Genomic DNA, 25,779 nt, shown 5'->3' on the forward strand with positions numbered 1-25,779 from the left:
GTCGGACCGGTTCAGTCCTCGACGAGCGCGGCCGACGTGATGCGGTGCAGCGGGTAACGCTCCCCGGCCGTGGTCTCCAGCAGCCCGGCCCCCACCCGGACGGGGGTGACCACGCGCTGGGTCGCTGTGCCGTGTGAGTCGACGAAGCCGATCCACACCTCCCGCCGCTCACTGGCGGCCCGCGACAGCAGGGCCACGGTCGCCGACGTGTCCGCACCGCCGCCGCCCGGCAGCCGGACCACCGACCCCTTCCGGGAGCGGGCCGCCCGATCGCCCGCGCGCACGTGGGCGAGCACGGCCCTCAGTTGCTCGTCGCCGAGGGCGCCGGCCCGCCCGGTCACGTCGGTGCGCCGGGCCGGCCTGCCCCGGGCGGCGATGCGCCTGCCCCGGGGACGCAGGTCCAGCACGCGGCCGTCGGGCCCCTCGGCCGCGGGCGCGAATCCGGCGCCGCGCAGGGCGTCGAGCACCTCGGCGAGCGGGTACGGGCACACGAGCACGGTGGGGGCGATGCGCCGCAGCTCCAGCTCCGAGGCGGCCTGCGTGCCCAGGACCTCGGTCAGCAGCACCTCGTCGTCGCAACGCAGGAACGACGCCGCGACCCCGCCGCGCAGCCTGCCGTGCCTGCGCGCCACGTCGTCGACGAGGTACGACAGCGACTGCGGGACCGGTGTCCGTGACCGGGCACGGAACAGCTCGTGCAGCTCGTCGGCGGTGCGGCCCGCGTCGAGTGCCCGGCGGACCGAGGTCTCGCTGACCCGGTACATCGTGGCGTGCCCCGCCGACTCGACGTCGGCGACCGCCTCGATCTGCCTGGCGAGGTCGGGTTCCAGCGGGCCGGGCGCGACGACGGTGTGGTCGGCCTGGACCAGCACGTGGTCCACCGGTTGCGGCAGCGCCTCCGCCATGGCGGCCGCCGCACCGTGCGGGTCGTCGTCCAGCAGCGCCCCGCCCGCCGTGGTCAGGGCACCCAGGCCCACGATGCCGAGTGCGCCCGCCTCAGCCACGGTGTCCCGGACGCCCTGGTCGCGCAGCCTGCCGCCCTTGCGCGGCGCTCGCCAGGCGAGCAGGGCGACGAGTTCGTCGACGCTTTTCACCCCGCAGCCGCCCGGGAGGTCGGCCAGCACACCGAGGACCCGGCGCCGCACGGAGGGCGCCAACGGACGGCGTGCTTCCTCCGACAGGGGCACGATGACCTTGTCCCGCGCGTCCCTCGCCCCGGCGAGTCCCGGCATCCGGGGCAGGTCCAGCCAGGCCGTCGCGAGGGTCAACCAGCGTCCCGACGGGGGCGAGGACAGCCAGGAGTCGGTCAGCGTGGTGGGTACCCAGGCCGATGCGGGGTCGTCGTCGGACGCGACCAGCCCCGCACCGGCCACCAGCTCCACGACCAGGGTGGCGGTGCGCTCGTCGAGGTCGAGTTCGCGCGCGAGGCGGCGCAGTTCGCGCACGCCGAGCCCGCCCGCCTTGAGCACCGGCGGTGGTTGTTCGGACCAGGCCCGCAGCAACGCCTCGGCCAGCCGCAGCAGTTCCGCGGCCTCACCGGCGGCCGCGGCATCCACTGTGGATTGCGGGTGCGGGCTGGTGGGCAACTCGGGCTCGGTGAGCACGTCGGGGGCAGGCACAACTCCGCCGCGCAGGGCCAGGCCCACCTCACGCGGGAGTTCGACGGTCTGCTCGTCGCGCCGCAGCAGCAGGCCACGGGCCAGCAACTTCGCCACGGGGGTCGTCGCCGCCTCCAGTGACGCCGTCGTGGCCGCGTCCCGGGTGCGCCCGATCGGCGGGCCCGCCGACAGGGTGGAGACCAGTGCGCGCTCGTCGTCGCCGAGGTCGTCGAGGCGAGCCGCCACGGTGCCGGGCTCTCCCGCCGCGAGCTGCGGCGAGGACGCACCGAGCCCGGCGGGAAAGGGTCCGAACACGTCCCGCGCCGCCGCGGGGACCGCCAGGGCGTCGTCGTCGCCCCAGACGAGGGCGAGCGACCGGAGCCGGTCGAGTGTGCCCGGCGGCAGCGCCGGAGGTGAGGCCAGCAGCGTGGCGAGCCGGTCGGCGGGCACGGGCTCGGTGTCGGCGCCTGCCACGAGCAGGGTTTCGAGTACGGCCAGCGCCGCGCTGTCGAGGTCCTCGCAGGCGCGCGCGACCGAGCCCGCCGTGCCGGCTCTGGTGGCGAGCACGTCGGAGTTGGCGGGCGGCGGCGTCGCGAGGTCGCGCCGGGCCCGCAGGAGCGCGGCGAGAGCGTCGTCGGGCAGCGAACGCAGCCAGTCCGCGAGCGACGAGTGGGCGGCCATCGTCACCACGATATCCCCCGGAGCCGGGCATCGGGCACACTATGGTCAGTCGTGTGGTCGAGTGCAGGGAGGACGACGTGGCCAAGGCCGACAACCGCAAGGAGCACCGCATCGACCCGGAGTGGCCGAACGCCGACCACCCGGTGAGCGAGCTCGCGGCCGACCGGCAGGGTGCGCTGTCGCCGTACGGGGAGATGACCTTCCCGCTGGAGTCGGTCCCGTACGAGCACCCGGAAACCGAGATCAACAAGTAGGTGCCGTCGCCGGACCCGACGTTACTGGTCAGTCACCCAGCCGCCCCCGAGTGACGGCGCGCACCGCATTAAGCTGTGCGTCGAATCCAGCGCCATTCCTTGATGCGGGGGTCCTGCCATGCCCGTTCCCGGTCCCGGTTACTCGATCACCGTGCGACTGGAGGCGCCACCGTCCGCCAGCGCCGCCGGTGACCTGACGACCGCCGTCGGCCGGGTGGGTGGCGTGCTGACGGCGTTCGACGTCGTCGAGTCGCACGCCGACGCGATCGTCATCGACATCACCGTGAACGTGGCCTCGGCCGACCATGCCGACGGCATCACCACGGAACTCGACTCGCTGCCCGGCGTGCGCGTGCGGAAGGTGTCCGACCGGACGTTCCTCATGCACCTCGGCGGCAAGCTGGAGGTCAGTCCCAAGGTCGCGCTGCGCAACCGTGACGATCTCTCCCGCGCCTACACCCCCGGTGTCGCGCGGGTCTGCCAGGCGATCGCGGCGAACCCCGAGGACGCCCGCAGGCTGACGATCAAACGCAACACGGTCGCCGTGGTCACCGACGGCTCCGCCGTGCTCGGGCTCGGCAACATCGGCCCCGCCGCCGCGTTGCCCGTGATGGAGGGCAAGGCGGCGCTGTTCAAGAAGTTCTCCGGAGTCGACGCCTGGCCGGTGTGCCTGGACACCCAGGACACCGAGGAGATCATCCGGATTGTGACGGCGCTGGCGCCCGTCTACGCGGGGATCAACCTGGAGGACATCGCCGCGCCCCGGTGCTTCGAGATCGAGCGGCGCCTGCGCGACCAGCTCGACATCCCGGTCTTCCACGACGACCAGCACGGCACGGCCATCGTCGTGGTCGCCGCGCTGCGCAACGCGCTGCGGGTGGTGAACAAGCCGATCGAGCAGGTGCGGATCGTGGTGAGCGGGGTCGGTGCGGCCGGTTCGGCCATCATCCGGCTGCTGCGGCGCAAGTCGCCCGCCGACATCGTGGCCGTCGACATCGACGGCATCGTCCACGCCGACCGGCCGGGGCTGGACGACAACCTGCGCTGGGTCGCCGAGAACACCAACGGCAAGCAGCTCAGCGGCTCGCTGCACGACGCGCTGGTCGGGGCCGACGTGTTCATCGGGGTGTCGGCCCCCAACCTGTTCGGGGCCGAGCAGGTGGCCACGATGGCGGACGACCCCATCGTCTTCGCGCTGGCCAACCCCGACCCCGAGATCGACCCGCTGGAGGCGCAGCGGCACGCCGCCGTGGTGGCCACCGGACGCAGCGACTACCCGAACCAGATCAACAACGTGCTCGCGTTCCCCGGTGTCTTCCGCGGCCTGCTCGACGCGCACGCACACCACATCGACGACGACATGCTGCTGGCCGCCGCCAACGCCATCGCCGACGTCGTCGACGACCGGCTCAACGCGTCCTACATCGTGCCCAGCGTCTTCGACAACGCCGTCGCGCCCGCCGTCGCCGAGGCCGTCAAGGTAGCGGCGAGGAAGGAAGACGTAGTCTCGACGGCGTGAGTGAACTGAGCCACGTCGACGACGCCGGTGCGGCCCGCATGGTCGACGTCTCCGGTAAGGACGTCACGCCGCGGACGGCGGTGGCCGGGGGCACGGTGCGCACGACCGCCGAGGTCGTGGGCCTGCTCGCCGAGGGGGAGTTGCCCAAGGGCGACGCGCTGGCGACGGCGCGCATCGCGGGCGTGATGGGCGCGAAACGCACCTCGGAGCTGATCCCGCTGTGTCACCAGATCGCGCTGACGAAGGTGGATGTCGACTTCGACCTGGGCACCGACAGCGTCGAGATCACCGCGACCGCGCGCACGAGCGACCGCACCGGTGTCGAGATGGAGGCACTGACCGCCGTGGCCGTCGCGGGGCTCGCGCTGCACGACATGATCAAGGCGGTGGACCCGGCCGCCTCGCTGGACGGCGTGCGATTGGTGCGCAAGGAGGGCGGGAAGTCAGGACTCTGGCAGCGCCCCGACGAGGAGAGGACGCCGTGAACGAGCTGGACACGCCGTCCGGCGTGGCAGGGCCGCGGCGTACGGCGAGAGTGATCGTGGCATCGAACCGGGCTGCGTCGGGCGTGTATCCCGACCGGACCGGGCCGGTCATCGTCGAATGGCTGGCCGAGCGCCGCTTCGAGGTCCCCGCCCCGCTGGTGGTGGCGGACGGCGAGCCGGTGGCGGACGCGCTACGGGCGTCCCTGGCCGAGCGGGTCGACCTGGTGGTCACCACGGGCGGTACCGGGATCTCCCCGACCGACCGGACACCGGAGGTCACGGCGGGCGTGCTGGACGTCCGGCTGCCGGGGCTGGCCGACGCGATCCGTGCGGCAGGGCAGGACGTGGTCCCGGCGGCGATGCTCTCGCGCGGGCTGGCCGGTGTCGCGGGACGCACGCTGGTGGTGAACCTGCCGGGTTCGCGCGGCGGGGTCGGCGACGGGCTGGCCGTGCTGGAGGGCGTGCTCGACCACGCGCTGGACCAGATCGCGGGACGGGATCACCAGCAGCCGGTGGCGCACGTGCTGCCGGAGGGCGAGGCCGGGGCAGGGGTGCCTCCGGGTGGCGTCCCGGCCGAGGGCGACGGCGGTCAGGCCAGGGTGGCGCTGGCGCAGGTCACCGATTCGGCCCTGTCGGTGGACGAGCACGCGCGCCTGGTGGCCGACGCCGGGGCCGGTGCCGTGGTCACGTTCGGCGGGGTCGTGCGCGACCACGATCACGACCGCACCGTGACCGCGCTGCACTACGAGGGGCATCCGACCGCCGGTGAGGTTCTGGCCAGAGTGGTGACGGAGGTGGTCGGCCGACGCGGTGGTGTCCGCGCGGTCGCGGTGAGCCACCGGCTGGGGGCGCTGGCGATCGGGGACGTCGCCCTGGCGTGCGCGGTGGCCGCCGACCACCGCGGTGAGGCGTTCGCGACCTGCTCGGAGCTGGTCGACGAGGTGAAGGCCCGCCTGCCGGTGTGGAAACACCAGTGGTTCGCCGACGGCACCGACGAGTGGGTCAACTCGCCGTAGGGCGCGGCACCCTGCCCTGAACGGGAGCCGGAGGGCCCACCACCCGGGGGACAGTGGTGGGACCTCCGCGCACGCTCGCGTCGGACCGGCGACGGGTTACTCGGTGGCGATCTTCTGACCCACCACGATGTAGTCGGCGTCCGAGATGTAGCCGTCGTTGAGGTCGACGAGCGTCTGGTATCCGCCCTTGACGTCGTGCTCCTTGGCGATCTTGCTGAGGGTGTCGCCCTTCTCGACGACGTAGTCGCCGTCGGGGTTCGACTTCGCGATCGCTTCGGGCGAGGCGGGCTCGGGGGCCGGCGCGGGGGCGCTCTCCTGCGTCTCCTGCGCTGCCTCACCGGACGAGTTGCCGCTGCTGGTGCTCGGCGCGCCCTGCGTGTTGGTGCCCTCGTAGTTCCCGCTGGTGTAGCCCCGGGAGCCGCACACCGGCCACGCGCCGATGCCCTGGCCGTCCAGGACCCGCTCCGCGACCGCGATCTGCTGCGCGCGGGACTGCTCGTGCGGCATGCCGGTACCGCCGTAGGCCTGCCAGGTGCTGAGGCTGAACTGCAGACCGCCGTAGTAACCGTTGCCGGTGTTGATGCTCCAGTCGCCGCTGCTCTCGCACTCGGCGATGGCGTCCCAGTTGACGCTGTCCGCCTGCGCGGGCGTCGCCGCGATGGCGAGCGGGGCGCCCACCGCCATGCCCGCGACAGCGACGCGGGCGAGGTTGCGGGACGCGGCGGAGGGTTTGCGGTGCTTGCCTCGGTAGGACATGTCGACTCGCTCGACTTCCGCACCTACGAGAGGGCAGGCAGGCCGGTGAGTGCGACTGGGCACCGCTGAGCGCGGCCGAGTGCGACTCGGTGCGACTCGTTGCGACTCAGCGCGGTCCAGCGCGTCCTCGCGTGGCCTGGCCGTCCGGGCAGTCCGGTCGGCAGCCGGCACCGGGGGATGCCGGCTCCTTCCCGTCCCAGTCCGAGAAGTTCTTTTCGCTCGGGGTTCGGTTCCGGGGTCCCGCCGGACTGGGCTCGGCGCAACGGAATCCCGGTTGTCGGTCGGTTCGGGGCCAACCGGAATGCGACGGTACGTAACCCCGAGCGTGATCGGAAATCTTCGTCGACGTGAGCTAGACCACAGTAACGGCACGCAACCTTGTGCGATCGTGGTATTTTCCCTGATCAGACGGCCGTTATAACTCCGTTTCCTTCTCGAAATAATTCACCCAATGTGAGGTCTGAATCACGCCGGTCTAGACCCTGTTGCTCCGTTCGTGGCAGCCCGCGCGAGGGCCGCCACGTCCCCTCCCGGCACGGGCGCGGGGGTGGTTCAACCGCCGGCGAACGGGGGCAGCACGTCGAGTTCGGAGCCGTCCGGGACGGGCCGGTCGAGTTCGCGCACGGCGATCCCGTCGAGCAGGAAGCTGGCGGCGTCGAGGATGCGCGGCAACGTCTCGGGATGGAGTCGGCGCAGGTGCTCCACCGCCTCGCCGACCGAGGCGGAGGGCGGCAGGCGCAGTGTCTCGGTCTCCACTCCCGCCGCCGCACGCGCGGACGCGAAGTACCGGACCAGCACGGTCACCGCGTGCCTGGCGGTCGACGTGGCGGCCTGGGTCGCGTCACCAGCGTCACCAGCGTCACCAGAGCCTGCTGTGTTCAACCACCACTCCTCGGTCAGGGCGCTCAGCCGCCGATGGCGCTCATCGGGCGGATCGGCTGGGCGAAACCGGCTTCGTTGATCTCGTGGCCCGCCAGCTTGCCCCACATCGTGTCGCGCCAGACGTTGGCGATGGCCTCGTCGTCGGCGCCGTCCCGCAGCAGGGCGCGCAGGTCGGTCTCGCTGGTGCTGAACAGGCACGAACGCACGGCGCCGTCGGCGGTGAGCCGGGTGCGTTCGCAGGCGGCGCAGAACGGCCGCGTGACGGACGGGATGACGCCGACCTCCTGCGGGCCGCCGTCGACCAGCCAGCGTTCGGCCGGCGCTCCGCCGCGTTCCGTCGGGCTGGGGGTGAGCGTGAACTCCGTGCCGAGCAGGTCGAGGATCTCGTCCGCGGTGATCATGTTGGAACGGTTCCAGCCGTGCTGGGCGTCCAGCGGCATCTGCTCGATGAACCGCAGGTGATAGCCGTGATCGAGCGCGAACCGCAGGAGGTCGGTCGCCTCGTGGTCGTTGAGGTCCCGCATGAGGACAGCATTGATCTTGACCGGTTCGAGTCCGGCGTCGCGCGCGGCTTCCAGCGCGTCGAGCACGTGGCGTAACCGGTCGCGCCGGGTGAGGCGGGCGAAGGTCTCCGGGTTGACCGTGTCGAGCGAGATGTTCACCCGGTCGAGTCCCGCATCGGCGAACGCGCGTGCCCGCTTGGCGAAGCCGACGCCGTTCGTGGTCATCGCCAGTCTGGGCCGGGGCCGCAGCGCAGCCATCCGGCCGACCAGGTCTTCCAGCCCGCGCCGTAGCAGGGGTTCGCCGCCGGTCAGCCGTACGTCGGTTACGCCGAGCAGCCGCACCGCGATGTCGATGAGGCGGATCAGCTCGTCGTCGCCGAGTACCTGCTCGCCTGGCATCCAGTCGAGCCCCTCGGCGGGCATGCAGTACGTGCAGCGCAGGTTGCAGCGGTCGGTCACGGAGACCCGGAGGTCGGTGGCGACCCGGCCGAAGCTGTCGATGAGCGCAGGATCGTCAGGGCGCGACCGATCGGGGGCCGTGCGTTCGCCGGGCACCCGGGGGATGCCGAGGTCCACTCCCGTCACCTCTCCCAGCCTAGTGCCGACTCCGACAAAATCGGGCACGAGCGCACGCCGGGCTTCAGGGTTGCTGGCTGTCCGATCCGCAACTGCGGCGATATTCTGGTTTTCGTGACGCAGATTCGGATAGCCCAGGCAGCCCGGCTGCTCGGCGTCAGCGATGACACCCTGCGTCGCTGGACCAAGGCGGGGCTGCTGGCCGAGAACACCGACGCGGCGGGGCGCAAGGTCGTCGACGGTGCCGAGCTGGCCGCGTTCGCCCGGCGCATGGGCGAGACCCCGGATCCGTCGCCCGATCCGACCGGGGTCTGGCGTTCGGCGCGGAACCGGTTCGTCGGGCTGGTCACCGACGTCGTCACCGACACCGTGATGGCCAAGGTCGAGCTCCAGTGCGGGCCGAACCGGATCGTGTCGCTCATGAGCGCCGAGGCGGTCGCCGAGCTGGGGCTGCGGCCCGGGGTGATGGCGGTGGCCGTGGTCAAGGCGACGCAGGTCATCGTCGAGACGCCAGCCGAGGGCCCGCGATGAGTCCGGCCATGAGTCCGGCCACGTCCCGGACGGCGCGGCCGGGCGCACTCCGCCTGGCCGTCGCCGCCCTGCTGGTGGCGGCGCTGTCCGCGTGCGGCCCCGCGACGGGCGAGCGCACGCTCACCGTCTTCGCCGCCGCGTCGTTGACCGAGGTCGTCACCTCGCTGGAACGGCGATTCGAGCGGACCCACGACGTCGACGTCCGGGTCAATCTCGGTGGTTCCTCCCGGCTCGCGCGGCAGATCACCGAGGGTGCCGAGGCCGACGTGTTCGCCTCGGCCGACGAGCGCGCCGTGGGCGAGCTCGCCCGCGAGGGCCTGCTCGACGGCCCCGCCACCCCGTTCGCCACGAACACCCTCACCATCGCCGTGCCCAGGGGTAATCCGGCGCGGGTCACCGGACTGGCCGACCTCGCCGACCCGGACCGCACCGTGGTGGTGTGCGCGCCGACGGTGCCGTGCGGTGCCGCGGCCGACCGCGTCGAGCGGCGCGCGGGGGTGACACTGCGGCCCGACAGCGAGGAACTCGACGTGCGGGCGGTGCTGACGAAGGTGGAACTGGGCGAGGCCGATGCGGGACTCGTCTACGTCACCGATGTGGCGGCCTCCGACCGCGTCGAACGAGTCCCGCTCGCCGACGACGTCAACGTGGTCAACACCTATCCCGTGGCGGTCCTGGCCGACCCGGCGGCGCCGGAGCTCGCCAGGGAGTTCCGCGCGCTGCTGCTGTCCGGGGACGGCAGGCGGCTGCTGAGCGAGGCGGGCTTTGGCCGCCCGGGCTGAGCGCGGTTCGCGCGAGGTCGCCACCGGGGTGCCGCGCGTGCTGTGGCTGCCCGCCGCCGTCGCACTGGCGCTGGTGGTCCTGCCGGTGGTGGGCCTGCTGGCGCGCACGGACCTCACCCGGCTGCCCGCGCTGCTGACCACACCGGCGTCGCTGAACGCGCTGCGCCTGTCGCTGCTCACGGCGACGCTGTCCACGCTGGCCTGTGTCGTGCTCGGGGTTCCCCTGGCCGTGGTGCTCGCGCGGTCCACCGCCAGGGGCGTGCGGCTGCTGCGGGCCGTGGTGCTGCTGCCGCTGGTGCTACCGCCGGTGGTGGGCGGGCTCGCGCTGCTCTTCCTGTTCGGCCGCAACGGCTTCCTCGGCTACCTGCTCGACGTGGTGGCCGGGGTGCGCGTCCCGCTGACGACGGGGGCCGTGGTGCTCGCCCAGACGTTCGTGGCCATGCCGTTTCTGGTGGTCAGCCTCGAGGGGGCGCTGCGCGGGTCGGGTGATCGCTACGAGCGGGTCGCCGCCACGCTCGGAGCCCGGCCGTGGACGGTGTTCCGGCGGGTCACGCTCCCGCTGCTGCTGCCCGCGCTGGGCTCGGGTGTGGTGCTGAGCTTCGCCCGCGCACTGGGCGAGTTCGGGGCCACCATCACCTTCGCGGGCAGCCTGGAGGGCGTCACCAGGACCCTGCCGCTGGAGGTCTATCACCAGGTGGAGGTGGACGTCGACAGCGCGGTGGCGATGGCGTTGCTGCTGGTGGTGGTGGCTGTCCTCGTGATCGCCGTGGCCCGGCCGAGGGCGCTGGAAGGAGTGCGGTCGTGACACTGCGCGCCTCGCTGTCGCTGCGGAGGACCACGTTCGCGCTCTCGGTGTCCCTTGAGGTGCCCGACGGCGGCGTGCTGGCGGTGCTGGGCCCCAACGGCGCGGGCAAGTCCACGGTGCTGTCGTCTCTCGCCGGTCTGCTGCGCGCGCAGCGGGCCAGCGTGAGCCTGGGCGAGCGCGTCCTCGACGACGACCGTGGCCACGTGCCGCCGCACGCGCGGGGCATCGGCCTGCTCGCCCAGCACGCGCTGCTGTTTCCGCACCTGTCCGTGCTCGACAACGTGGCCTTCTCGCCCCGCTCGCGGGGGGCCTCGACCAGGGCGGCACGCGCGGTGGCGCGGCGGTGGCTGTCGGAGGTCGGCGCGGCCGAACTCGCCGGCCGCGCCCCGGCGGCGTTGTCCGGCGGGCAGGCGCAGCGCGTCGCGCTGGCGAGGGCACTGGCCGGCGAGCCCGGACTGTTGCTGCTCGACGAACCACTGGCCGCACTCGACGTCGATGCCGCGCCCGCCGTGCGGGGTGTGTTGCGCCGGGTGCTGCGCGAGAGCGGCCGGGGGCTCACGACCGTGCTCGTCACCCACGATCCGCTGGACGCGCTCACCCTCGCCGACCACGTCGCCGTGCTGGCCGGGGGCCGGATCGTGGAGCGGGGGCCGACCCGGCAGGTGCTCGCGGCCCCGAGGACGGAGTTCACGGCCAGGCTGGCGGGGCTCAACCTCGTCGCGGGGGTGGCACGGCGGTCGGCGACGGGCGCCGCGGTGCGCACCCCGGACGGCCGTCACGTGTACGGCGTGCCCGCGCCCGACCTCGGCGACGGCGACGCCGCCGTCGCCGTGTTCGCCCCCGGCGCCGTGGCGGTCCACGCCGGGGACGCGGAGGTACACGGCTCGCCCCGCAACATCCTGGCCGCCGTGGTGACGGCGGTCGAACCCCACGGCCCTGTCGTGCGCCTGCGCACCAGCGAGAACGTCAGCGCCGATCTCACCCCGCAGTCGGTGGCCGATCTCGCGCTCGATCCGGGATCGGCCGTCCGGCTCGCCGTCAAGGCCGCCGCCGTCACGGTTCATCCTGCCCCGGAGCAGCCGCGCAGGCCATAGGCTGGGGCACCATGACCGAGCCGCAGTGGAACTACCTCACCGACATGGACGGCGTGCTGGTACACGAGGAGCACCTCGTGCCGGGGGCCGACCAGTTCCTCGACGAGTTGAAGTCCCAGGGCGCACCGTTTCTCGTCCTGACCAACAACTCCATCTACACGCCCCGCGACCTGCGGGCCAGGCTCTCGCGGTCCGGCCTGGACGTGCCGGAGGAGTCGATCTGGACCTCGGCGCTGGCCACGGCGCGGTTCCTGCGCAACCAGCGGCCGGGCGGTTCCGCGTTCGTGATCGGCGAGGCCGGGCTCACCACCGCGCTGCACGAGGCCGGGTACGTGCTCACCGACATCGAGCCCGACTACGTGGTGCTCGGTGAGACCCGCACCTACAGCTTCACCGCCATCACCAGGGCCATCCGGCTGATCGAGCAGGGGGCGCGGTTCATCGCCACCAACCCCGACCCCACCGGGCCGAGCCGCGAGGGCGTGCTGCCGGCCACGGGCTCGATCGCCGCGCTGATCGAGCGGGCCACCGGGCGGTCGCCGTACTACATCGGCAAGCCGAATCCGCTGATGATGCGCTCCGCGCTGCGCGCACTGGGAGCGCACAGCGAGCACACGATCATGATCGGTGACCGGATGGACACCGACATCCACTCCGGTATCGAGGCCGGGCTGCAGACGGTGCTCGTGCTCAGCGGCATCTCCACGCGGGAGTCGGCCGAACGGTACCCGTTCCGGCCGACCATGGTCGTGGACTCGGTCGCCGACCTCGTGGGCCGAACGAACGACCCGTTCCGGGCGGGCTGAGACGGGGGCCGCGAGCACCAGGGATTATGGTCGGGGCGTGATGGACCATCCCATGTTCGTCGTCGGCGACGTTCACGGTCATCGAGACGAACTGGCCGACGCCCTGCGCGACGCCGGTCTGCTGGACGACGCGGACCGGTGGAGCGGCGCCGACGCCAGCCTGTGGTTCCTGGGCGATTTCGTGGACCGGGGGCCCGACGGCGTCGCCGCGATCGACCTGGTCCGGTCACTACAGCAGCAGGCGCCGTCGTCGGACGGTTCCGTCGAGACGCTGCTCGGCAACCACGAGATCCTGCTGCTCGGTACCTACTTCTTCGGCGACACCACACTGCCCGCCGACGCGGGCGCCCCGGCCGGCCGCAGCTTCGCGCGCAGTTGGGCCGTCAACGGTGGCCAGGTGGCCGACCAGGACGCACTCACCCGCGAGCACGTCGAGTGGCTGATCACGCGGCCGGTCGTGGCGCTCGCCGCCGACCACCTGCTGCTGCACTCGGACACCCTGGAGTACCTCGACTGGGGCGACACCGTCGACGAGATCAACGCCGAGGTGAAGCGGGTGCTGGCCGCCGACGACATCATGCACTGGTGGGGCGTGTGGCGTCGCATGACCACGCGGTTCGCGTTCCGGGGCCCGGAGGGCGCGGAGGCCGCCGACGCGCTGCTGGCGCAACTCGGCGGTGACCGCGTCGTTCACGGGCACAGCGTGATCGCCGACCAGGTGGGGGTTCACCCCGTGGAACTGGACGCTCCGCACCTCTACGCCGGGGGCCGGGTGCTCGGGGTGGACACCGGACTGTTCGCGGGCGGACCGTGCCTGGTGACCGAACTGCCCTACGAGCCGGGCGAGCCCACCGACGACGTCGGCTGGGAGTCGGTCAGTTCCCGGGACTGAACGGGGCAGGCGGCCCGGCGTCGCGCTCCGCCACCAGCCGTGCGATGCCCTCCAGGGTGGCCGTCATGGCCGTGCGCAGGTCGGCCAGCCGCTGCCGCACGATGGCCTCGGCCTTGTCCGGCATGGCGTCGGTCGCCAGGCTCAGCCCCGACCGAGCGGGGCCGAGCCGGACGTGGTGGCGCAGCCGTGCACCGCCGGGTTCGGGAACCAGGTCGTAACGCCACGTGGCCACGGGCCGCGCCGGGTCCGGTTCCCCGCCGAACCGCCGTTCGGGATCGACCACGGCCCAGGCGAACACCCGGCACTCCTTCCAGGCCACGACGTGTGACTCGGTGCGCCACCACCCGAGGAAGTCGTTGTGGTTGTGACCCTCGAAGCGGGCTCCCAGCGCGGGCCCCGTCGCCCCGTCCAACCAGCGCACCCGACGCAGTTCCGGACTGAAGTTCGTGGGGACGGTGATGTCGCTGACGACCTCCCACACCCGGCGCGGATCGGCGTCGAGCACGACCGTGTACTCGGTCTCCGGAGCCATCGGTCACCCTCCCAGGACGAACACCGGTGTGGGGCGACAGTACCGGCCACGGGCCGCGTGATCACGCGACGACGAGGGATTCAATCGATCCGTGACCTCAGTCGCGCACTGGGACGATGTCGCGGCCCAGCGGGAGCAGTGACACGGGGATCATCTTGAAATTCCCGATCCCCAGCGGGATGCCGATGATGGTGATGCACAGCGCGATGCCGGTGACGACGTGGGCGAGGGCGAGCCACCAGCCCGCGACGACGAGCCAGATGATGTTGCCGAGCAGCGAGGGGATGCCCGCCGTGTCGCGGTCGGCCATCGTCCGCCCGAACGGCCACAGCGCGTAGCCCGCGATGCGGAACGACGCGAGCCCGAACGGGATCGTGACGATGAGGACGCAGCAGATGATGCCGGCGACGACGTAGCCGAGGGCGAGCCAGAACCCCGACAGCACCAGCCAGATCACGTTCAGCAGAGCGCGCATGATCCCATTCTGCCCGGTTGCCGGGTGGCTGGGGGGACGCCGCCTTCGCGGCACAACGCGGGCGAAGTGCGATGCCGAGTCGACGCGGCCCGAATATCCGTTGATTGAAGGATGGGGACCACCCCGCCCGCGGTGCTAGCTTCTCCCCGTTCACGCTGCCGCCCGACCCGCCTGGAAGGACCCGGCCCTTGCGATCGCTACGCCCGTTTTCGCGCCGCGCTCGCCGCGAGTACCGGGACGATGTCGACCGGGCGTTCGGCCGCGTCGAACGGATCACCGCGGTGGGCGGGTTGATCGGGACGCTGGAGCAGCTCACCACGGCCCGGAGCATGAGCGATCGTGGTCTGCTGGCGTGGCCGGTCGCGCGCACGCGGCTGCGCGGGTTCAACGGCAGGGCGGGCAGCGTACTGAACGCGCTGGTCGCGTACCCGAACGTCAAGCTGACGCTGGCCGCCCGTGCCACCGCTGCCGCCGGTCTCCTGCTGGGCGCGCGGAGCCGGCGCGGCCGAGCCTCGTTGACCGCCGCCATGGCGGGGAGCAACACGGTGCTGCACCTGCGCAACGTGTACGGCTCCGACGGGTCGGACCAGCTGGCGACACTGAGCTACGCGGCGGCGAGTCTGGAGAAGCTCGCCGCCGTGGACGACCGGGTCAGCAGGGAGATCGCACTCGGTTTCGTGGCCGCGCAGAGTTGCCTCGCCTACGGCACCTCGGGTGCGGCGAAGCTGGTGTCGTCCACGTGGCGCGACGGCACCGCGATCCTGCACATCTTCCGATGCGTGACCTACGGCGACCGGACGCTGTACGAGCTGTGCCGCCACCGTCCGTGGCTCGCCCGCGTGCTCGCATGGAGTGTGATCGTCGGTGAGCTGGCGTTCCCGCTCGTGCTGGTGGCTCCGCAGCGGCTGCGGCCGCTGTTCTTCGGTGCCGGGGCGGCCTTCCATGTCGCGAACGCCAAGTTCATGGGCTTGAACAGGTTCTTCTGGTCGTTCGTCGGGAGCTATCCCGCCGTCGCCCACGTCGCCGGCCGGCGGTGGCGCAGTGCGAGCCCCGTGCCGGTGGAGAGGTCCGTCGCGCGCGGGCACCGGTTGTCGGGTCTGCTGGCGATCGCCGGGTTCGGGGCCTGGCTCGGGGTGTCGGTGTTGCAACAGCTCAACCGCCGGGACCCGTGGTCGAAACGGCTCGACCCGAGTTCGGTGTTCGTACCCGAGTGGAAGTTCTTCGCCCCCACTCCGGTGCGCCACGACTACAACCTCCTGTACCGGGTGGAAGCCGACCACGGCGAACCGAGCCCGTGGCGCGAGATCGGAATCATCGAGCCCCGGCGGACGGGCCACCTGGTCTGGCATCCGGGCAGGCGCGAGGAGAAGGCGTTGTTCGACGCCGCCAACGAACTGTTCCGCACGGCCCAGCGCACCGAGAACCGGGACCAGGTCCGGCTGACCGTCCCGTACCTCACGCTGCTCAACTACGTGACGAACCGGGCGGAAGGGGTGAAGTCGGGGGACCGGGTCCAGTTCCTGCTCGCCACGTCCGCCTCCCACGAGCCGGACGTGCGGCCCGAAGCCGTCTACGTGTCGTCGTTCCACCGGATCTGACGGGCGGGAGGCTCACCGACGACGCGGGGTCAGTCGCTCGCGCGTGCTCCGAGTTTGACGGGAAGGCGTCGCAGCGAGTGCAGATAGGGGTTCTGCGCCCAGTCGAGTTCTTCCGGTCGGCAACCGATCCGCAGCTGTGGGTAACGCCGCAGCAGTGTGCCGATCGCGATCTTCGACTCCAGCCTGGCCAGCCCCGCGCCGAGACAACGGTACTTCCCGTGCCCGAACGCCAGATGCGCTGATGCGTCCCGGGTGGGGTCGAAGCGATCCGGGTCGGTGAACTGTCGCGGGTCCCGGTTGCCCGACGTCAACGCGAAGGAGACCAGTTTCCCTTCCGGGATCTCGGTGTCGGCGACCCGCACCGGTGCAGTCGTCGCGCGCACGGCACTGATGTTGTGCGGGCCGTTGTACCGCAACAGCTCCTCCACGGCACCGTCCAACAGCGACGGATCGCGTCGGATCGCCGCGAGGCTTTCCGGGTGGCGAAGCAGGGTGTGGACGGAGGTGGTGATGAAGCTGAACGTCGTCTCGACGGCGAGAGTGATCAGAATCAGCCCGCTGTGCAGCAGAGTGGTGTCGGAGAGCCGGGAATCCTCGCGTGCGCGAGCCAGCAGAGCGGAGAGCAGGTCGGCACCGGGCGCAGAACGGAGCCGCACGATCGTGTCGGCGAGTACGCCGATCAACGCGCGGTTGGCCGCCCTGCTTCCGCCGAGCACCATGTCGCGCACGTGCCCGGCCACCTCGTCCTGCCGATCCTCGGCGATGCCGAGCAGCTCGCAGCACATCGCCGACGCGTACGGCAGGGCGAAGCCGCGCAGCAGGTCATCGTCGTCTCCGGCGGCGAACCGGTCGAGGAACCGCTCGGCGTGCCGCCTCGCGGACCCCTCCAGCGACGTCGCATGGGTGGTGCCGAGTTCGGTGCGCAACAGGCCCCGAAGGTGCTCCCCGAACGTGCGCATGACCTGTTCGGACGCCTGGGCCTCCGGATCGTCCCCGATGCCGAGCTGCCGCCTGTTGGCGGCGATCAACGTCTCCGGGTCCTTACTCAGGCGGTGGTCTCGCAGCAGGCGGCGGATGTCGTCGTAGTTCACCACCAGCCACGACTGTTGCCTGCCACCGGCGAGGAACCGGTGCAGGCCGCCCTCGGCCCTGAGCTCGGCGAAGGTGTCGTGGGGCGCCTCATGGAACCGGGCGTCCAAGGTGAGTTCCGGGCTCGCCCGGTTCCATTCGGTCATGTCGTCAGTGTTTCGCTCACTGCGTGACAAGCTCGCGGCGAGCGTTGATCAGTTCGGCCGCGCTGCTGTCCTCCGGAAGCCGCGCCACGGTCTCCTCGACCGCGATCCCGTAGTTGGCGCTCGCCACGTCGCAGCTACACCCGCACACGTACATCGTCATGTCGAAACCGCTGATGAATCCCGTGATCGCCTTCTCGGCCAGTGCGGCGGCCAACTCGGTCGAGTCCCGGGACAGCTCACTGTCGTTCATGGCGGCGGCAACACTCGTGTCCATTCCCTGATCCCTTCGTGCGTCGTCCGTGGCACGGCTGGCCAACTCACGGTAGATCGGCGCAGGTCACCCGCGAGTCCAGCAAGATGCTGATTTCTCGGGGTCGGCCGGGCGGCGGCAGGTGGACAGAGGTTGGCGGCGCTCGCTCAGCCCGGTGCCGTCACCCGCCAGTGGTAGCCGTCGGGGTCGGTGAAGCGCCCAGTGTGGCGCCCGTCGGCGGTCCGGCTCGCCGGGGCGGTGACCCGGCCCCCGGCGGCGGCCGCGGCCTTGAGCAGGGCGTCGAGGTCGTCGCGGGAGGCGGCGGTGTGGGCGAGGACCACGGCGGAGAAGCCGTCGCCGCGTTCGTCGACGCCGACGTCCTTGGCGAGGGCCTTGCGGGGAAGCAGGCCGAGCCGGTATCCGCCCCCGGGGCGGGTGAAGTCGACGAACTTGTCTCCGTAGTCGTGGTCGGCGCTCATGCCCAGCGCCTCGTAGAACGCCTGGGACGCGGTCGGTTTGGCGACCCCGAGGTAGACCGCGAGTTCGAGGGGCTTCGGCTGGGCGTGCGGGGGTGTGGTGTTCTTCTTCGCCGTAGCCGCCAGCTTCCACAGGGCCCCGTCCGGCGCCCGGTACGCGCCGGTGAACTCGCCGAAGAGTTGCTTCTTCGCCGGTTTCACGACGGTCGCGCCGTGGTCGGTGGCCGTGCCGAGAAGTGTCTCAACGTCGCTGGGCGCCTCGACGATGGCGGACAGAACGACGCCGCGGAATCCGGTCGTCGCCGGGGAGGTGCCGACGTCGCTCGCGAGCGTGCCGATCTCGCGGAGCTCCAGCTTTCCGATGCCGTGCAGGTCGAGGTTGTTTCCGTGATCTTCGGTCGCGGCGAACGCGCCGGTGTAGAACGCGCGGGCGGACTGCTCGTCCGCGACGCCGAGCGTGACGAGGTCGAGGGTGAGTGACAAGGCGTGGCTCCGTTGTGGGTGGTGTGACGTGCCGGGTGGGCCGGTCAGCCGCGCTGGTTGATGCGGATGAGGTTGCCGGAGGGATCGCGGAAGGCGCAGTCGCGGACGCCGTAGTCCTGGTCGATCGGTTCCTGGACCACGTCCGCACCGGCGGCTTCGAGCCGTTCGAAGAGGCCGTCGAGGTCGTCGGTGGCCAGGGTGATGGCCGTGTAGGCGCCCTTGGCGATCAGTTCGAAAATTGTGCGGCGCTCGTCGTCGTTGATGCCGGGATCGAGGGCGGGCGGGTGCAGGAGGATCGAGGTGTCGGCCTGCCCGGGCGGGCTCACGGTGATCCAGCGAAGGCCCTGGTAGCCGACGTCGTTGCGGACCTCGAAGCCGAGCTTGTCGCGGTAGAAGCCCAGTGCGGCCTCGGGGTCGGTCTGCGGGAGGAAGGCGTACTGCACGGTGATGTCCATACCCGTCACGCTAGGGCGCCTACTGGGGTCGCGCTTCTCGATTCCTGACCGGCTTGGACACCTGCTTGGCAAGGCACGGAGGAACCCCCGCAGCGGCGTGGGCCTGGTCGCGGCGGTAGGAACTCGGAGGTAGACCCACCAACTCGGTGAACCGCGTACTGAAGGTTCCCAGCGACGAGAAGCCCACCGCGAAGCACACCTCGGTGACCGTGAGATCACCACGCCGCAGCAATGTCATCGCGCGTTCGATGCGCCGGGTCATCAGATAGGAGTACGGAGCCTCGCCGTACACCCGCCGGAACTCGCGGCTGAGGTGCCCGGCGGACACGTGCGCCTCGCGGGCGAGCGCCTCCACGTTCAACGGCTTGGCGTAGTCCCGGTCGATCCGGTCCCGGACACGACGCAGCGCCACGATGTCCCGCAACCGTTGCGACTCCGAGCGCCGTGCCGTCATGGCGGCATCATGCCACGTGGTCGGCTGGGGTGGGTCGCCGCGAAGGCCACCCTCGCTGCGTCTCACGCAGTCAGGGTGGCCTTCGCGGCACACACCGCTGCGCTAGCCGCCGTCCTGACGCAGGGCCGTGGCCACGTCGGCCGGGGTCAGTGGCCGCTCGCTCACGTAGTACAGGATCGCGCCGGCGGGGAGTTCGGCGCGCCAGCCCGGGTTGACCACGAGGCCGTCGTCGCCGCGCGCGGCCAGCAGGGTGGCGTCGTGGGCGCGGGCGAGCGCGGTGCGGCACCGCGCCGCCGGCACGGCACCCAGCTCACGGGGCAGCGTGAGCGAGTAGGTGTTGGCGCCGCCGTGGGTCATCAGGCCCGCGTAGACCTCGCTGATCCCCGGGGACTGGAGCTCCTCGGTGATCATGCGGGTGGTGTGCCACTGCACCGGCTGCACCCGGTCGCTGACATAGTTCAGCAGTCGCGCCCGTTCGAGGTCCCGCAGTGTCACCACCACGTGCGCGCCCTCGTCGACCTCGTCCACCGCCAGTGCCACCGCGAGGGCCTCGTTGTCGTCGCGGGCGTCAACGAGCACGGTGCGCGCCCGGTGGACGCCCGCCCTGCGCAGGACGCCGGTGTCGGTGAGGTCGCCGCGCACGAACGCCACGGGTTCACCGGACATCGGGTGGGAGCCGACCTCGTCCCACGCACACAGCACGAGCGTGCGGTTCTCGCCGTCGGACAGCAGTTCCGTGACGATGCGTTCGGTGCGGCCCGGCGTGTAGCCGAGCAGGACGGTGTGGCCCGACTCGTCGATCGTGATCGTTCCCTGCATGCGCTGCCCCCTCACCTTCTCCAGCACCGAGGCCAGTTTCGTGAACACCGTGGTGAGGGCCACGATGCCGCCGATGATGACGTAGACACCCACGGCGTGTCCCGCCGCCGACTCCGGGTAGAAGTCGCCGTAGCCGACGGTCGAGGCGGTGACGACGAAGTACCACCAGTAGTTCGCGGGCTCGGTGAGTTCGTTGCCCGGCTCGGCCAGCGCCATCAGCGGCCAGCTCGTGGCGAACACACCCAGGATCACGATCACGGGTGTCGCCCACGACGTCACCACCGCGAGCCGCGACAGCAGCCGCGACAGGACGAACAGCATCCGGCCCTCCGGAGATCACGAGATGTCGGTACCAGAGTGAAGCACGCCGCCGTGATCGCCTCACGCGGTGCCCGGCATCGCGCGCGCCGGACGCCGCGTGGTCAGGACTGCTCGGCGGCCCTGGCGAATGCCTTCTCGTCCTCCCTGCCGAACGTGTCCTCCAGCTGTTCGGGGGAGTGGTCGACGTCGATCTCGGCGACGTCGGCACCCCGTGCCGACTCGATCGCGCCGAGGCGCCGCTGGGCCCGGTCGGCGGCGTACTGGACGAACTCCTGGTTGTCGATGCCGAACGGATGCTCGTCGAACTGCTCGTTCACCCACTCGATCATGCTGAGGGCGTGGGGCAGCAGTTCGCCCATGCGCTGCTGCACGACGTCCCACAGCGAGTCGTCGGCGGCGACGTGTCGGCGGCACGTGAACGTGCCCCACGCCATGTGCCTGCGCTCGTCGTCGGCGATGCGGCGCACGAGTTCCTGCATGCCGGGCAGGATCGCCCTGCCGGTGCAGATCTTCTGCCAGGCGTAGTAGCCGGTCAGCGCGAGCGAACCCTCGATGACGTGGTTGTAGGTCACGCTGGCGCGCACCTGGTTGCGGGGGCTGGGGTCGTCGGCGAGGACGCGCAGCGACGCGGGCAGCTCCTCGTAGAACAGCCTGCGGTAGTGCGGGTTCTCGGCGACGAAGGGATGCAGGTCGTCGGTGAGCCCCACGGCGTCCATCCAGCGCCGGAACACTTCGGTGTGCTTGGCCTCCTCGAAGCAGAACTGCGACAGGTACATCTCGTCGCCGAGCCTGCCTTCGGCGGCCATCGCCCGCAGGAACGGCTGGATGTCCTCGGTGACCGCTTCCTCGCCTGCCACGAACTGCGCACAGAGGTAGGTGGCCGAACGGCGTTGCTCGTCGGTGAGGGCGGCCCAGTCCGCGGCGTCGGAGCCGAAGTCGATGTCGGCCGGGTTCCAGAACCGCCGGTTGCCCTTGACGAACAGGCGCAGCGGGAACGAGTCCCAGTTCAGTCCCCCTCGGCGCAGCGACTGAAAGCCGTCTCGGTGCTTGGTGCCGGTGTCGGTCATGGCGTTGTCCTTCCGGTCTCGTCGGAGTGCTCGGTACGGAGCAGCGGACCGACCGCGGCGCACACGGCCTCGGCCGCGTCGGTGGCGGAACGGGTGGGCAGGACGACGTAGCTGAGGGTGAGCCGGGTCATGGTCTCGGCCACGAACCGGGGATCGTGGATCGCCGGGAGCCGCTCGCGCAGGTACGACTCGGCCAGGTCGGTGGCGGCGTGCAGCACCGGTTGCCCCCGGGTGGTGAGCAGCGGGAGCAGGTCCTCGGCGGCCTCCGCGCCCGTGACGGCGGCGACGAGCCGGTTCTCCTTGGCGTGCCGGACGGTGTAGGCCGTGGCGGCGCGGATGCCCGCGAGGACGTCGTCCGCGCCGTCGAGCCGTTGCCGTACTCCGTCGGTGAACTCGGCGAGCGTGCGCAGCGCCACGGCCTGCACCAGCGCGGACTTGCTGCCGAACTCGTTGTAGACGGTCTGCCTGCTCACCCCGACGGCGGTGGCCACGTCGGCCATGCGCAGGCCCGCGTATCCGCCGCGTGGCAGCAACGCGGCCGTGGCGTCGAGCAGCTGTTCGCGCAGCGACGCTCTGGCTCGCTCGGTGAACGGTGTGATCGAGGACACGATGGGATTCTTGACACCGCGCACGTTCGCGTCAATCCGCTGGACGTGCGATGTCGGGCCGTCAACCCGCTACCGTGGTCGCCGTGACCGCGTGCGTGGGCTTCGACCTCGACATGACCCTCATCGATCCGCGGCCCGGCATGGCCGAGGCGATGAACACCCTCGCCGGGGAGTCGGGGCTGCCGTTCGACGGCGAGCACTTCGCCGCGAACCTCGGAGCACCCCTGGAGCACGTGCTGCGCGAGTTCGGCGCGCCCGAGGACCGGCTGCCCGCGCTCGTCGCGCGGTTCCGGCAGACGTATCCCGACCTCGTCATCCCGCGCACCGTGGCGCTGCCCGGCGCGGGCGAGGCACTGGCCGCCGTGCGTGGTGCGGGCGCGCGGACGCTGGTCGTCACGGGCAAGTACGCGCCCAACGCCCAGCGCCACGTGCGGGCGCTGGGCTGGACCGTGGACCGGCTCGTCGGCGGGCTCTGGTCAACGGCGAAGGCCACGGCGCTGACCGAACACCGGGCGTCGGTGTACGTGGGGGACCACGTCGGCGACATCCGGGGTGCGCTGGCCGCCGGTGCCGTCGCCGTCGGGGTCGCCACCGGACCGTGTCCCCGGGACGAGTTGCTGGCCGCGGGCGCGCACGTGGTGCTGGACTCGCTCACCGAGTTCCCGCGCTGGTTCGCGGCACACGGTGAGCGCGGCGCGATCACGCCTGGCGGTGCTCCCGGACCAGCGCGATGAGCCCCAGCGCGAGGCCGAGCGGGCTGACGATCCCGGCGAACGCGGACAGCCAGATGGGCAGTTCCGAGTAGCCCGCCGCGAAGAGCAGGAACACGACCACCACGGCGACCATGCCCACCGCGAACAGTCCGATGCCGAGCCGCATCAGCCAGGGCTTTCGCGTGATGGCCGAATTCTTGTCGTGGACAGTGGTTCCCATGTCGGACATCTTAGAGGCGGGCCACGGCCTGAGCCGTGGCGCGTGCGGGGAGATACGCTTGTCGGGTGCGCGTCCTGGGTACGCCTGGGGCGCGTTCGTCGTGCGGGGGCTGTGACGTCGATGTCGCGGCCCGTGGCAGGAGAGCGAAGGAACGGTGAGGGGCAGTGCCGACCGGCAAGGTCAAGTGGTACGACGCGGACAAGGGCTTCGGCTTCGTCACCCAGGACGGAGGCAAGGACGTCTACGTCCGTAAGTCCGCGCTACCGCAGGGCGTCGAGGCCCTGAAGGCCGGTCAGCGGCTGGAGTTCGGGGTCGCCGACGGGCGTCGCGGCCCGCAGGCCCTGTCCGTGCGCCTGCTCGACCCGCCGCCGTCGGTGGCGGAGGCGCGGCGGCGCCCTGCCGAGGAACTGCACGGCCTCGTCGAGGACATGATCAAGCTGTTGGAGACGACGGTGCAGCCGAACCTGCGCAAGGGCCGCTATCCCGAGCGCCGGTCCACCAAGCGCATCGCCGAGGTGATGCGCGCCGTCGCGCGCGATCTCGACCCGTAGGCCGCCGTTCTCTCAGCCGTTTACTCAGTCGTCCCGCTGCTCCGGCGGGTCGAGCTGCAGCGACCAGATGCCGCGCGGGCTGACCACCAGCTGCGGGTCGCCGTTCTCGTCGACGACGGGGTTGTTCTCCGAGTCGACCGCCTGTGCGGCGCCGAGTTGCTGAACCTCCACCACGAGCGGCTGATGCCCGAACGTCTCGGGAACCACCGTGTGGGCGTGGGTGGTCCCGTCGGTGAACACCTCCTGCCGCATCGGCAGCAGGTTGCCCTCCGGGTCGAGGCTCTGCACGATGACCAGCCACGGTGTCTCGGCGATCTCGCTGGGCACCGAGATCTGTACGGGCCGGCCAGGGCGCGAGTCGAGCACCACCGGGTCGCCGCCGGTCACCGAGCACTCGGTGCGCAGGGCGTCGCAGTAGTCCATCGGCGGGGCCGCGACGCTCTCGCCGTCGGTGTAGAAGGTGACCTCGGGCGGGTGCGGTGCCGAACACCCCGTCAGGACGGCCGCGCCCACCGCGACCAGCGCTACTACCGAACGTCGCATGAGGCGAGACTACGAGCCGGTCCGGTCGGGCTGCGGATCGGGTCGGACCGCGCGGCGGCGCCGTGGTGACGGCACCAGCGACGAGCCACCGCGCACCAGCCAGGTTTGCGTGAGTCCCAGTGCGAGCAGCCCGGACACCACGAGGAAGCCGATCCAGTAGGTCGGCGGCAGCAGCAGGCCGACCGCGCCGCCGAACACCCACGCGAGCTGGAGCACCGTCTCGGAGCGCCCGAACGCCGACGCGCGGGACTCCTCCGGCATGTCCTGCTGGATCACGGCGTCGAGGCTGTTCTTGGCCAGGGCGCTGGCTGTGGCGCCGACCAGTCCGACGAGCGCGGCGGTCGCCAGACCCGCGGCGACCGCCGCGACGAGAGTCGCCGCGAGCGCGCTCGCCAGGCACGCCAGCACGACCTGGTCGGGCTTGCCGAACTGCATGCGCGAGCCGAGCGCGTTGCCGAGGAACCCGCCCGCTCCGGCCGCCGCGCCGATTATGCCGAGCAGCAGCAGTTGCACGAAGGCGCTCTGCCCGCTGTTCTCGGTGTCGGACTTCACCGCGAACGCGGCGAACATCATGAGAAAGCCGGTGAGCAGGCGGATCGAGCCGTTGCCCCACAGGGCCACCACCACGTGCCGGGCCATCGGCTGCCGGGGCTTCTTCGCGGCCGGGGTGGCGGCCGTCAGCGACGCGGGCACCTCGCCCTCGGTGACCTCGACCCAGGCCGGGATGCGCATGGCCTGCACCGCGCCCACGACGCAGATCACCGCGGTGAACCACAGTGCTCCCGCCGAACCGAACGCCCAGTTGAACCCGCTCGCGACCGCGCCGAACGCGCCTCCCGCGGCGAGCCCGAACACGGCGAGTCGCGCGTTGGTCTTCGACAGCGTGATCTCCGGTGGCAGTACCCGGGGTGTGACGGCGGCCTTGAGCACCATGAACGACTTCGACAGCACCATCTTGCCCAGCGCGGCGGGATAGAGCATCCAGCTGTCGAAGTTCAGCGCCATCAGCACACACATGAGCGCCTGCCCCGCCGAGGACACGCACATGGCCAGCCTGCGGCCCCGTTGGATGCGGTCGAGCGCGGGGCCGATCACCGGGGCCACCAGTGCGAACGGGGCGATCGTGATGAGCAGGTACAGGGCCACCTTGCCCCGGCTCTCGCCGCTGCTCGCGGCGAAGAACAGCGTGTTGGCCAGCGCGACGGCCATGGCGGCGTCGCTGGCGTAGTTGAGCATCACCGCGTACGACAGCGAGGTGAGGCCCGACTTGTCCGCCCCGTCGGCCCGCGTGGCACGGCGGAACGCGTCGACGGCCTGGCCGCTGAGCTGGCGGCTGCGCAGGGCCGCGACCCGGGTGACCGTGAGCTTCTTCGGCACACGGGCCGAGTTCTCGGCGGAGTCGAAGCCGTGCCGGGCGGTGGGCGGTTCGGGCTCGTCGGCGTCGAACTGCTCCCGCGACGATCCCGGCGGATAGCCCCCGGTGTCGTAGTGCTCGTAGCGCGGCCTGCCCTGCGACGACCGCCACGGCGGTGGAGCCGGTGGAGTCTGCGGAGTCTGCGGCGGTGCTCCCCGACGATACGAGCGCGCCCCGCGCGGGGGTGGGGGCGTCACGGGTACCGCGCCGGTCGGGGCGTCGTCGGCCGTGGGGGCGTCACCACGGGAGTACGCCCTGGTCGCGGGAGGCGGCGCGGGCCGCCGCTCGCGCTCGGGTGGTGCGGACGGCTCGGGCGCGCCCTCACCGGGCGCCCACTTCCGCCTACCCCTGCGACCGGAACGCATAGACCAATCCTGCCGTACTC

General features: G+C 71.6%; 30 protein-coding genes. 13 read left to right on the forward strand and 17 right to left on the reverse strand.

The features are described from left to right. Positions 1-11: 11 nt before the first annotated feature. A complete protein-coding gene (locus FFT09_RS11475; RefSeq protein ID WP_138382666.1) occupies positions 12-2,279 on the reverse strand; it encodes a helicase-associated domain-containing protein in 2,268 nt (755 codons plus the stop codon). Positions 2,280-2,320: 41 nt separating this feature from the next. Between FFT09_RS11475 and FFT09_RS11480 the strand changes: the two genes are divergently transcribed. The 4 genes from FFT09_RS11480 to FFT09_RS11495 all read left to right on the forward strand — a co-directional run bounded on the left by FFT09_RS11480 (position 2,321) and on the right by FFT09_RS11495 (position 5,553). Beyond that, positions 2,321-2,533 carry a hypothetical protein gene (locus FFT09_RS11480; RefSeq protein WP_037334069.1) on the forward strand — a complete coding sequence of 71 codons (213 nt, stop codon included), beginning with the start codon at positions 2,321-2,323 and terminating at the stop codon, positions 2,531-2,533. Between the two features lie 118 nt (positions 2,534-2,651). Further along, positions 2,652-4,052, forward strand: a complete 1,401-nt coding sequence (locus tag FFT09_RS11485) for an NAD-dependent malic enzyme (protein ID WP_081191741.1) — start codon at positions 2,652-2,654, stop codon at positions 4,050-4,052. After that, positions 4,049-4,537, forward strand: coding sequence for a cyclic pyranopterin monophosphate synthase MoaC (moaC, locus tag FFT09_RS11490; protein ID WP_024875243.1), 489 nt, complete (start codon positions 4,049-4,051; stop codon positions 4,535-4,537). Before FFT09_RS11485 ends, moaC begins: the two co-directional genes overlap by 4 nt. Further along, positions 4,534-5,553 (forward strand): molybdenum cofactor biosynthesis protein MoaE, encoded by a 1,020-nt coding sequence (locus FFT09_RS11495; protein ID WP_244231327.1) that lies wholly within the window; start codon positions 4,534-4,536, stop codon positions 5,551-5,553. The genes moaC and FFT09_RS11495 overlap by 4 nt, the downstream gene beginning before the upstream one ends. 96 nt (positions 5,554-5,649) lie before the next feature. On the opposite strand, the gene FFT09_RS11500 is transcribed toward FFT09_RS11495, so the two are convergent. The 3 genes from FFT09_RS11500 to moaA form a co-directional block, all read right to left on the reverse strand. Next, positions 5,650-6,309 (reverse strand): transglycosylase family protein, encoded by a 660-nt coding sequence (locus tag FFT09_RS11500; protein WP_138382668.1) that lies wholly within the window; start codon positions 6,307-6,309, stop codon positions 5,650-5,652. Between the two features lie 552 nt (positions 6,310-6,861). Beyond that, positions 6,862-7,191, reverse strand: a complete 330-nt coding sequence (locus FFT09_RS11505) for a MoaD/ThiS family protein (protein ID WP_420852681.1) — start codon at positions 7,189-7,191, stop codon at positions 6,862-6,864. A gap of 23 nt (positions 7,192-7,214) precedes the next feature. Then, complete coding sequence (gene moaA, locus FFT09_RS11510; protein ID WP_024875239.1) at positions 7,215-8,279, reverse strand: GTP 3',8-cyclase MoaA; 1,065 nt, start codon at positions 8,277-8,279, stop codon at positions 7,215-7,217. Between the two features lie 105 nt (positions 8,280-8,384). Between moaA and FFT09_RS11515 the strand changes: the two genes are divergently transcribed. Genes FFT09_RS11515 through FFT09_RS11540 form a run of 6 tightly spaced genes read left to right on the forward strand, consistent with a single transcriptional unit; the run spans position 8,385 to position 13,180 of the window. Then, positions 8,385-8,801 carry a TOBE domain-containing protein gene (locus FFT09_RS11515; protein WP_081191739.1) on the forward strand — a complete coding sequence of 139 codons (417 nt, stop codon included), beginning with the start codon at positions 8,385-8,387 and terminating at the stop codon, positions 8,799-8,801. 8 nt (positions 8,802-8,809) lie between these two features. Continuing rightward, positions 8,810-9,583 carry a molybdate ABC transporter substrate-binding protein gene (gene modA / locus FFT09_RS11520; protein WP_138382669.1) on the forward strand — a complete coding sequence of 258 codons (774 nt, stop codon included), beginning with the start codon at positions 8,810-8,812 and terminating at the stop codon, positions 9,581-9,583. Next, positions 9,567-10,388: an ABC transporter permease gene (locus FFT09_RS11525; RefSeq protein ID WP_081191737.1), complete on the forward strand. Its 822-nt coding sequence runs from the start codon at positions 9,567-9,569 to the stop codon at positions 10,386-10,388. The genes modA and FFT09_RS11525 overlap by 17 nt, the downstream gene beginning before the upstream one ends. Next, positions 10,385-11,482, forward strand: coding sequence for a sulfate/molybdate ABC transporter ATP-binding protein (locus tag FFT09_RS11530; RefSeq protein WP_138382670.1), 1,098 nt, complete (start codon positions 10,385-10,387; stop codon positions 11,480-11,482). The genes FFT09_RS11525 and FFT09_RS11530 overlap by 4 nt, the downstream gene beginning before the upstream one ends. Before the next feature lie 11 nt (positions 11,483-11,493). Next, positions 11,494-12,288, forward strand: a complete 795-nt coding sequence (locus tag FFT09_RS11535) for an HAD-IIA family hydrolase (protein ID WP_024875234.1) — start codon at positions 11,494-11,496, stop codon at positions 12,286-12,288. A gap of 40 nt (positions 12,289-12,328) precedes the next feature. Next, positions 12,329-13,180, forward strand: a complete 852-nt coding sequence (locus tag FFT09_RS11540) for a metallophosphoesterase (protein WP_081191735.1) — start codon at positions 12,329-12,331, stop codon at positions 13,178-13,180. Here the strand turns inward: FFT09_RS11540 and FFT09_RS11545 are convergent. Next, positions 13,164-13,712, reverse strand: a complete 549-nt coding sequence (locus tag FFT09_RS11545) for an SRPBCC family protein (RefSeq protein ID WP_081191734.1) — start codon at positions 13,710-13,712, stop codon at positions 13,164-13,166. The two genes, FFT09_RS11540 and FFT09_RS11545, sit on opposite strands and share 17 nt — an antisense overlap. A 97-nt stretch (positions 13,713-13,809) precedes the next feature. Then, on the reverse strand, positions 13,810-14,187 hold the full coding sequence (locus FFT09_RS11550; protein WP_081191733.1) for a YccF domain-containing protein: 378 nt from the start codon (positions 14,185-14,187) through the stop codon (positions 13,810-13,812). A gap of 188 nt (positions 14,188-14,375) precedes the next feature. On the opposite strand from FFT09_RS11550, the gene FFT09_RS11555 reads away from it, so the two are divergent. Continuing rightward, positions 14,376-15,785, forward strand: a complete 1,410-nt coding sequence (locus tag FFT09_RS11555; protein WP_138382672.1) for a hypothetical protein — start codon at positions 14,376-14,378, stop codon at positions 15,783-15,785. 29 nt (positions 15,786-15,814) lie between these two features. Here the strand turns inward: FFT09_RS11555 and FFT09_RS11560 are convergent, their stop codons facing one another. From FFT09_RS11560 to FFT09_RS11595, 8 genes are all read right to left on the reverse strand, one after another. After that, complete coding sequence (locus FFT09_RS11560) at positions 15,815-17,020, reverse strand: cytochrome P450 (RefSeq protein ID WP_138382673.1); 1,206 nt, start codon at positions 17,018-17,020, stop codon at positions 15,815-15,817. A gap of 16 nt (positions 17,021-17,036) precedes the next feature. Further along, a complete protein-coding gene (locus FFT09_RS11565; RefSeq protein WP_138382674.1) occupies positions 17,037-17,294 on the reverse strand; it encodes a hypothetical protein in 258 nt (85 codons plus the stop codon). Between the two features lie 143 nt (positions 17,295-17,437). Further along, positions 17,438-18,229 carry a VOC family protein gene (locus tag FFT09_RS11570; RefSeq protein WP_081191730.1) on the reverse strand — a complete coding sequence of 264 codons (792 nt, stop codon included), beginning with the start codon at positions 18,227-18,229 and terminating at the stop codon, positions 17,438-17,440. 44 nt (positions 18,230-18,273) lie between these two features. Beyond that, the gene (locus FFT09_RS11575; protein WP_081191729.1) at positions 18,274-18,684 is read right to left on the reverse strand and encodes a VOC family protein; all 411 of its coding nucleotides are present in this window, start codon (positions 18,682-18,684) and stop codon (positions 18,274-18,276) included. Between the two features lie 19 nt (positions 18,685-18,703). Further along, positions 18,704-19,138, reverse strand: coding sequence for a helix-turn-helix transcriptional regulator (locus tag FFT09_RS11580; protein ID WP_081191728.1), 435 nt, complete (start codon positions 19,136-19,138; stop codon positions 18,704-18,706). Positions 19,139-19,240: 102 nt separating this feature from the next. Next, a complete protein-coding gene (locus tag FFT09_RS11585; RefSeq protein ID WP_081191727.1) occupies positions 19,241-20,278 on the reverse strand; it encodes an ion channel in 1,038 nt (345 codons plus the stop codon). A 101-nt stretch (positions 20,279-20,379) separates the two neighbouring features. Next, positions 20,380-21,345: a R2-like ligand-binding oxidase gene (locus tag FFT09_RS11590; protein WP_138382675.1), complete on the reverse strand. Its 966-nt coding sequence runs from the start codon at positions 21,343-21,345 to the stop codon at positions 20,380-20,382. Next, complete coding sequence (locus FFT09_RS11595; RefSeq protein ID WP_024875223.1) at positions 21,342-21,953, reverse strand: TetR/AcrR family transcriptional regulator; 612 nt, start codon at positions 21,951-21,953, stop codon at positions 21,342-21,344. The genes FFT09_RS11590 and FFT09_RS11595 overlap by 4 nt, the downstream gene beginning before the upstream one ends. A gap of 83 nt (positions 21,954-22,036) precedes the next feature. Between FFT09_RS11595 and FFT09_RS11600 the strand changes: the two genes are divergently transcribed. Continuing rightward, complete coding sequence (locus FFT09_RS11600; RefSeq protein ID WP_138382676.1) at positions 22,037-22,687, forward strand: HAD family hydrolase; 651 nt, start codon at positions 22,037-22,039, stop codon at positions 22,685-22,687. Here the strand turns inward: FFT09_RS11600 and FFT09_RS11605 are convergent. Continuing rightward, the gene (locus tag FFT09_RS11605) at positions 22,653-22,886 is read right to left on the reverse strand and encodes a hypothetical protein (RefSeq protein ID WP_138382677.1); all 234 of its coding nucleotides are present in this window, start codon (positions 22,884-22,886) and stop codon (positions 22,653-22,655) included. The genes FFT09_RS11600 and FFT09_RS11605 overlap by 35 nt on opposite strands. A 164-nt stretch (positions 22,887-23,050) precedes the next feature. Between FFT09_RS11605 and FFT09_RS11610 the strand changes: the two genes are divergently transcribed. Further along, a complete protein-coding gene (locus FFT09_RS11610; protein WP_024875220.1) occupies positions 23,051-23,437 on the forward strand; it encodes a cold-shock protein in 387 nt (128 codons plus the stop codon). 24 nt (positions 23,438-23,461) lie between these two features. Here FFT09_RS11610 and FFT09_RS11615 read toward each other — a convergent pair whose 3' ends face one another. Both FFT09_RS11615 and FFT09_RS11620 read right to left on the reverse strand, forming a co-directional pair. Continuing rightward, a complete protein-coding gene (locus tag FFT09_RS11615; protein ID WP_138382678.1) occupies positions 23,462-23,980 on the reverse strand; it encodes a DUF2771 family protein in 519 nt (172 codons plus the stop codon). Positions 23,981-23,989: 9 nt separating this feature from the next. Beyond that, positions 23,990-25,759: an MFS transporter gene (locus FFT09_RS11620; RefSeq protein WP_081191722.1), complete on the reverse strand. Its 1,770-nt coding sequence runs from the start codon at positions 25,757-25,759 to the stop codon at positions 23,990-23,992. Positions 25,760-25,779: the final 20 nt, after the last annotated feature.

Origin of the sequence: Saccharomonospora piscinae, assembly GCF_005862235.1 — a bacterium.
GTDB lineage: Bacteria > Actinomycetota > Actinomycetes > Mycobacteriales > Pseudonocardiaceae > Saccharomonospora > Saccharomonospora piscinae.

Excerpts from the sequence above, each read along its gene's own strand:
- FFT09_RS11580 (WP_081191728.1), bottom strand. The coding sequence starts at position 19,138 with ATGACGGCACGGCGCTCGGAGTCGCAACGGTTGCGGGACATCGTGGCG.
- FFT09_RS11545 (WP_081191734.1), bottom strand. The coding sequence starts at position 13,712 with ATGGCTCCGGAGACCGAGTACACGGTCGTGCTCGACGCCGATCCGCGC.
- FFT09_RS11560 (WP_138382673.1), bottom strand. The coding sequence starts at position 17,020 with ATGACCGAATGGAACCGGGCGAGCCCGGAACTCACCTTGGACGCCCGG.
- FFT09_RS11615 (WP_138382678.1), bottom strand. The coding sequence starts at position 23,980 with ATGCGACGTTCGGTAGTAGCGCTGGTCGCGGTGGGCGCGGCCGTCCTG.
- FFT09_RS11550 (WP_081191733.1), bottom strand. The coding sequence starts at position 14,187 with ATGCGCGCTCTGCTGAACGTGATCTGGCTGGTGCTGTCGGGGTTCTGG.
- modA (WP_138382669.1), top strand. The coding sequence starts at position 8,810 with ATGAGTCCGGCCACGTCCCGGACGGCGCGGCCGGGCGCACTCCGCCTG.
- FFT09_RS11590 (WP_138382675.1), bottom strand. The coding sequence starts at position 21,345 with ATGACCGACACCGGCACCAAGCACCGAGACGGCTTTCAGTCGCTGCGC.
- FFT09_RS11475 (WP_138382666.1), bottom strand. The coding sequence starts at position 2,279 with ATGGCCGCCCACTCGTCGCTCGCGGACTGGCTGCGTTCGCTGCCCGAC.
- FFT09_RS11605 (WP_138382677.1), bottom strand. The coding sequence starts at position 22,886 with ATGGGAACCACTGTCCACGACAAGAATTCGGCCATCACGCGAAAGCCC.
- FFT09_RS11480 (WP_037334069.1), top strand. The coding sequence starts at position 2,321 with ATGGTCAGTCGTGTGGTCGAGTGCAGGGAGGACGACGTGGCCAAGGCC.
- FFT09_RS11585 (WP_081191727.1), bottom strand. The coding sequence starts at position 20,278 with ATGCTGTTCGTCCTGTCGCGGCTGCTGTCGCGGCTCGCGGTGGTGACG.
- FFT09_RS11540 (WP_081191735.1), top strand. The coding sequence starts at position 12,329 with ATGGACCATCCCATGTTCGTCGTCGGCGACGTTCACGGTCATCGAGAC.
- FFT09_RS11485 (WP_081191741.1), top strand. The coding sequence starts at position 2,652 with ATGCCCGTTCCCGGTCCCGGTTACTCGATCACCGTGCGACTGGAGGCG.
- FFT09_RS11565 (WP_138382674.1), bottom strand. The coding sequence starts at position 17,294 with ATGGACACGAGTGTTGCCGCCGCCATGAACGACAGTGAGCTGTCCCGG.
- FFT09_RS11620 (WP_081191722.1), bottom strand. The coding sequence starts at position 25,759 with ATGCGTTCCGGTCGCAGGGGTAGGCGGAAGTGGGCGCCCGGTGAGGGC.
- FFT09_RS11535 (WP_024875234.1), top strand. The coding sequence starts at position 11,494 with ATGACCGAGCCGCAGTGGAACTACCTCACCGACATGGACGGCGTGCTG.
- FFT09_RS11575 (WP_081191729.1), bottom strand. The coding sequence starts at position 18,684 with ATGGACATCACCGTGCAGTACGCCTTCCTCCCGCAGACCGACCCCGAG.
- FFT09_RS11500 (WP_138382668.1), bottom strand. The coding sequence starts at position 6,309 with ATGTCCTACCGAGGCAAGCACCGCAAACCCTCCGCCGCGTCCCGCAAC.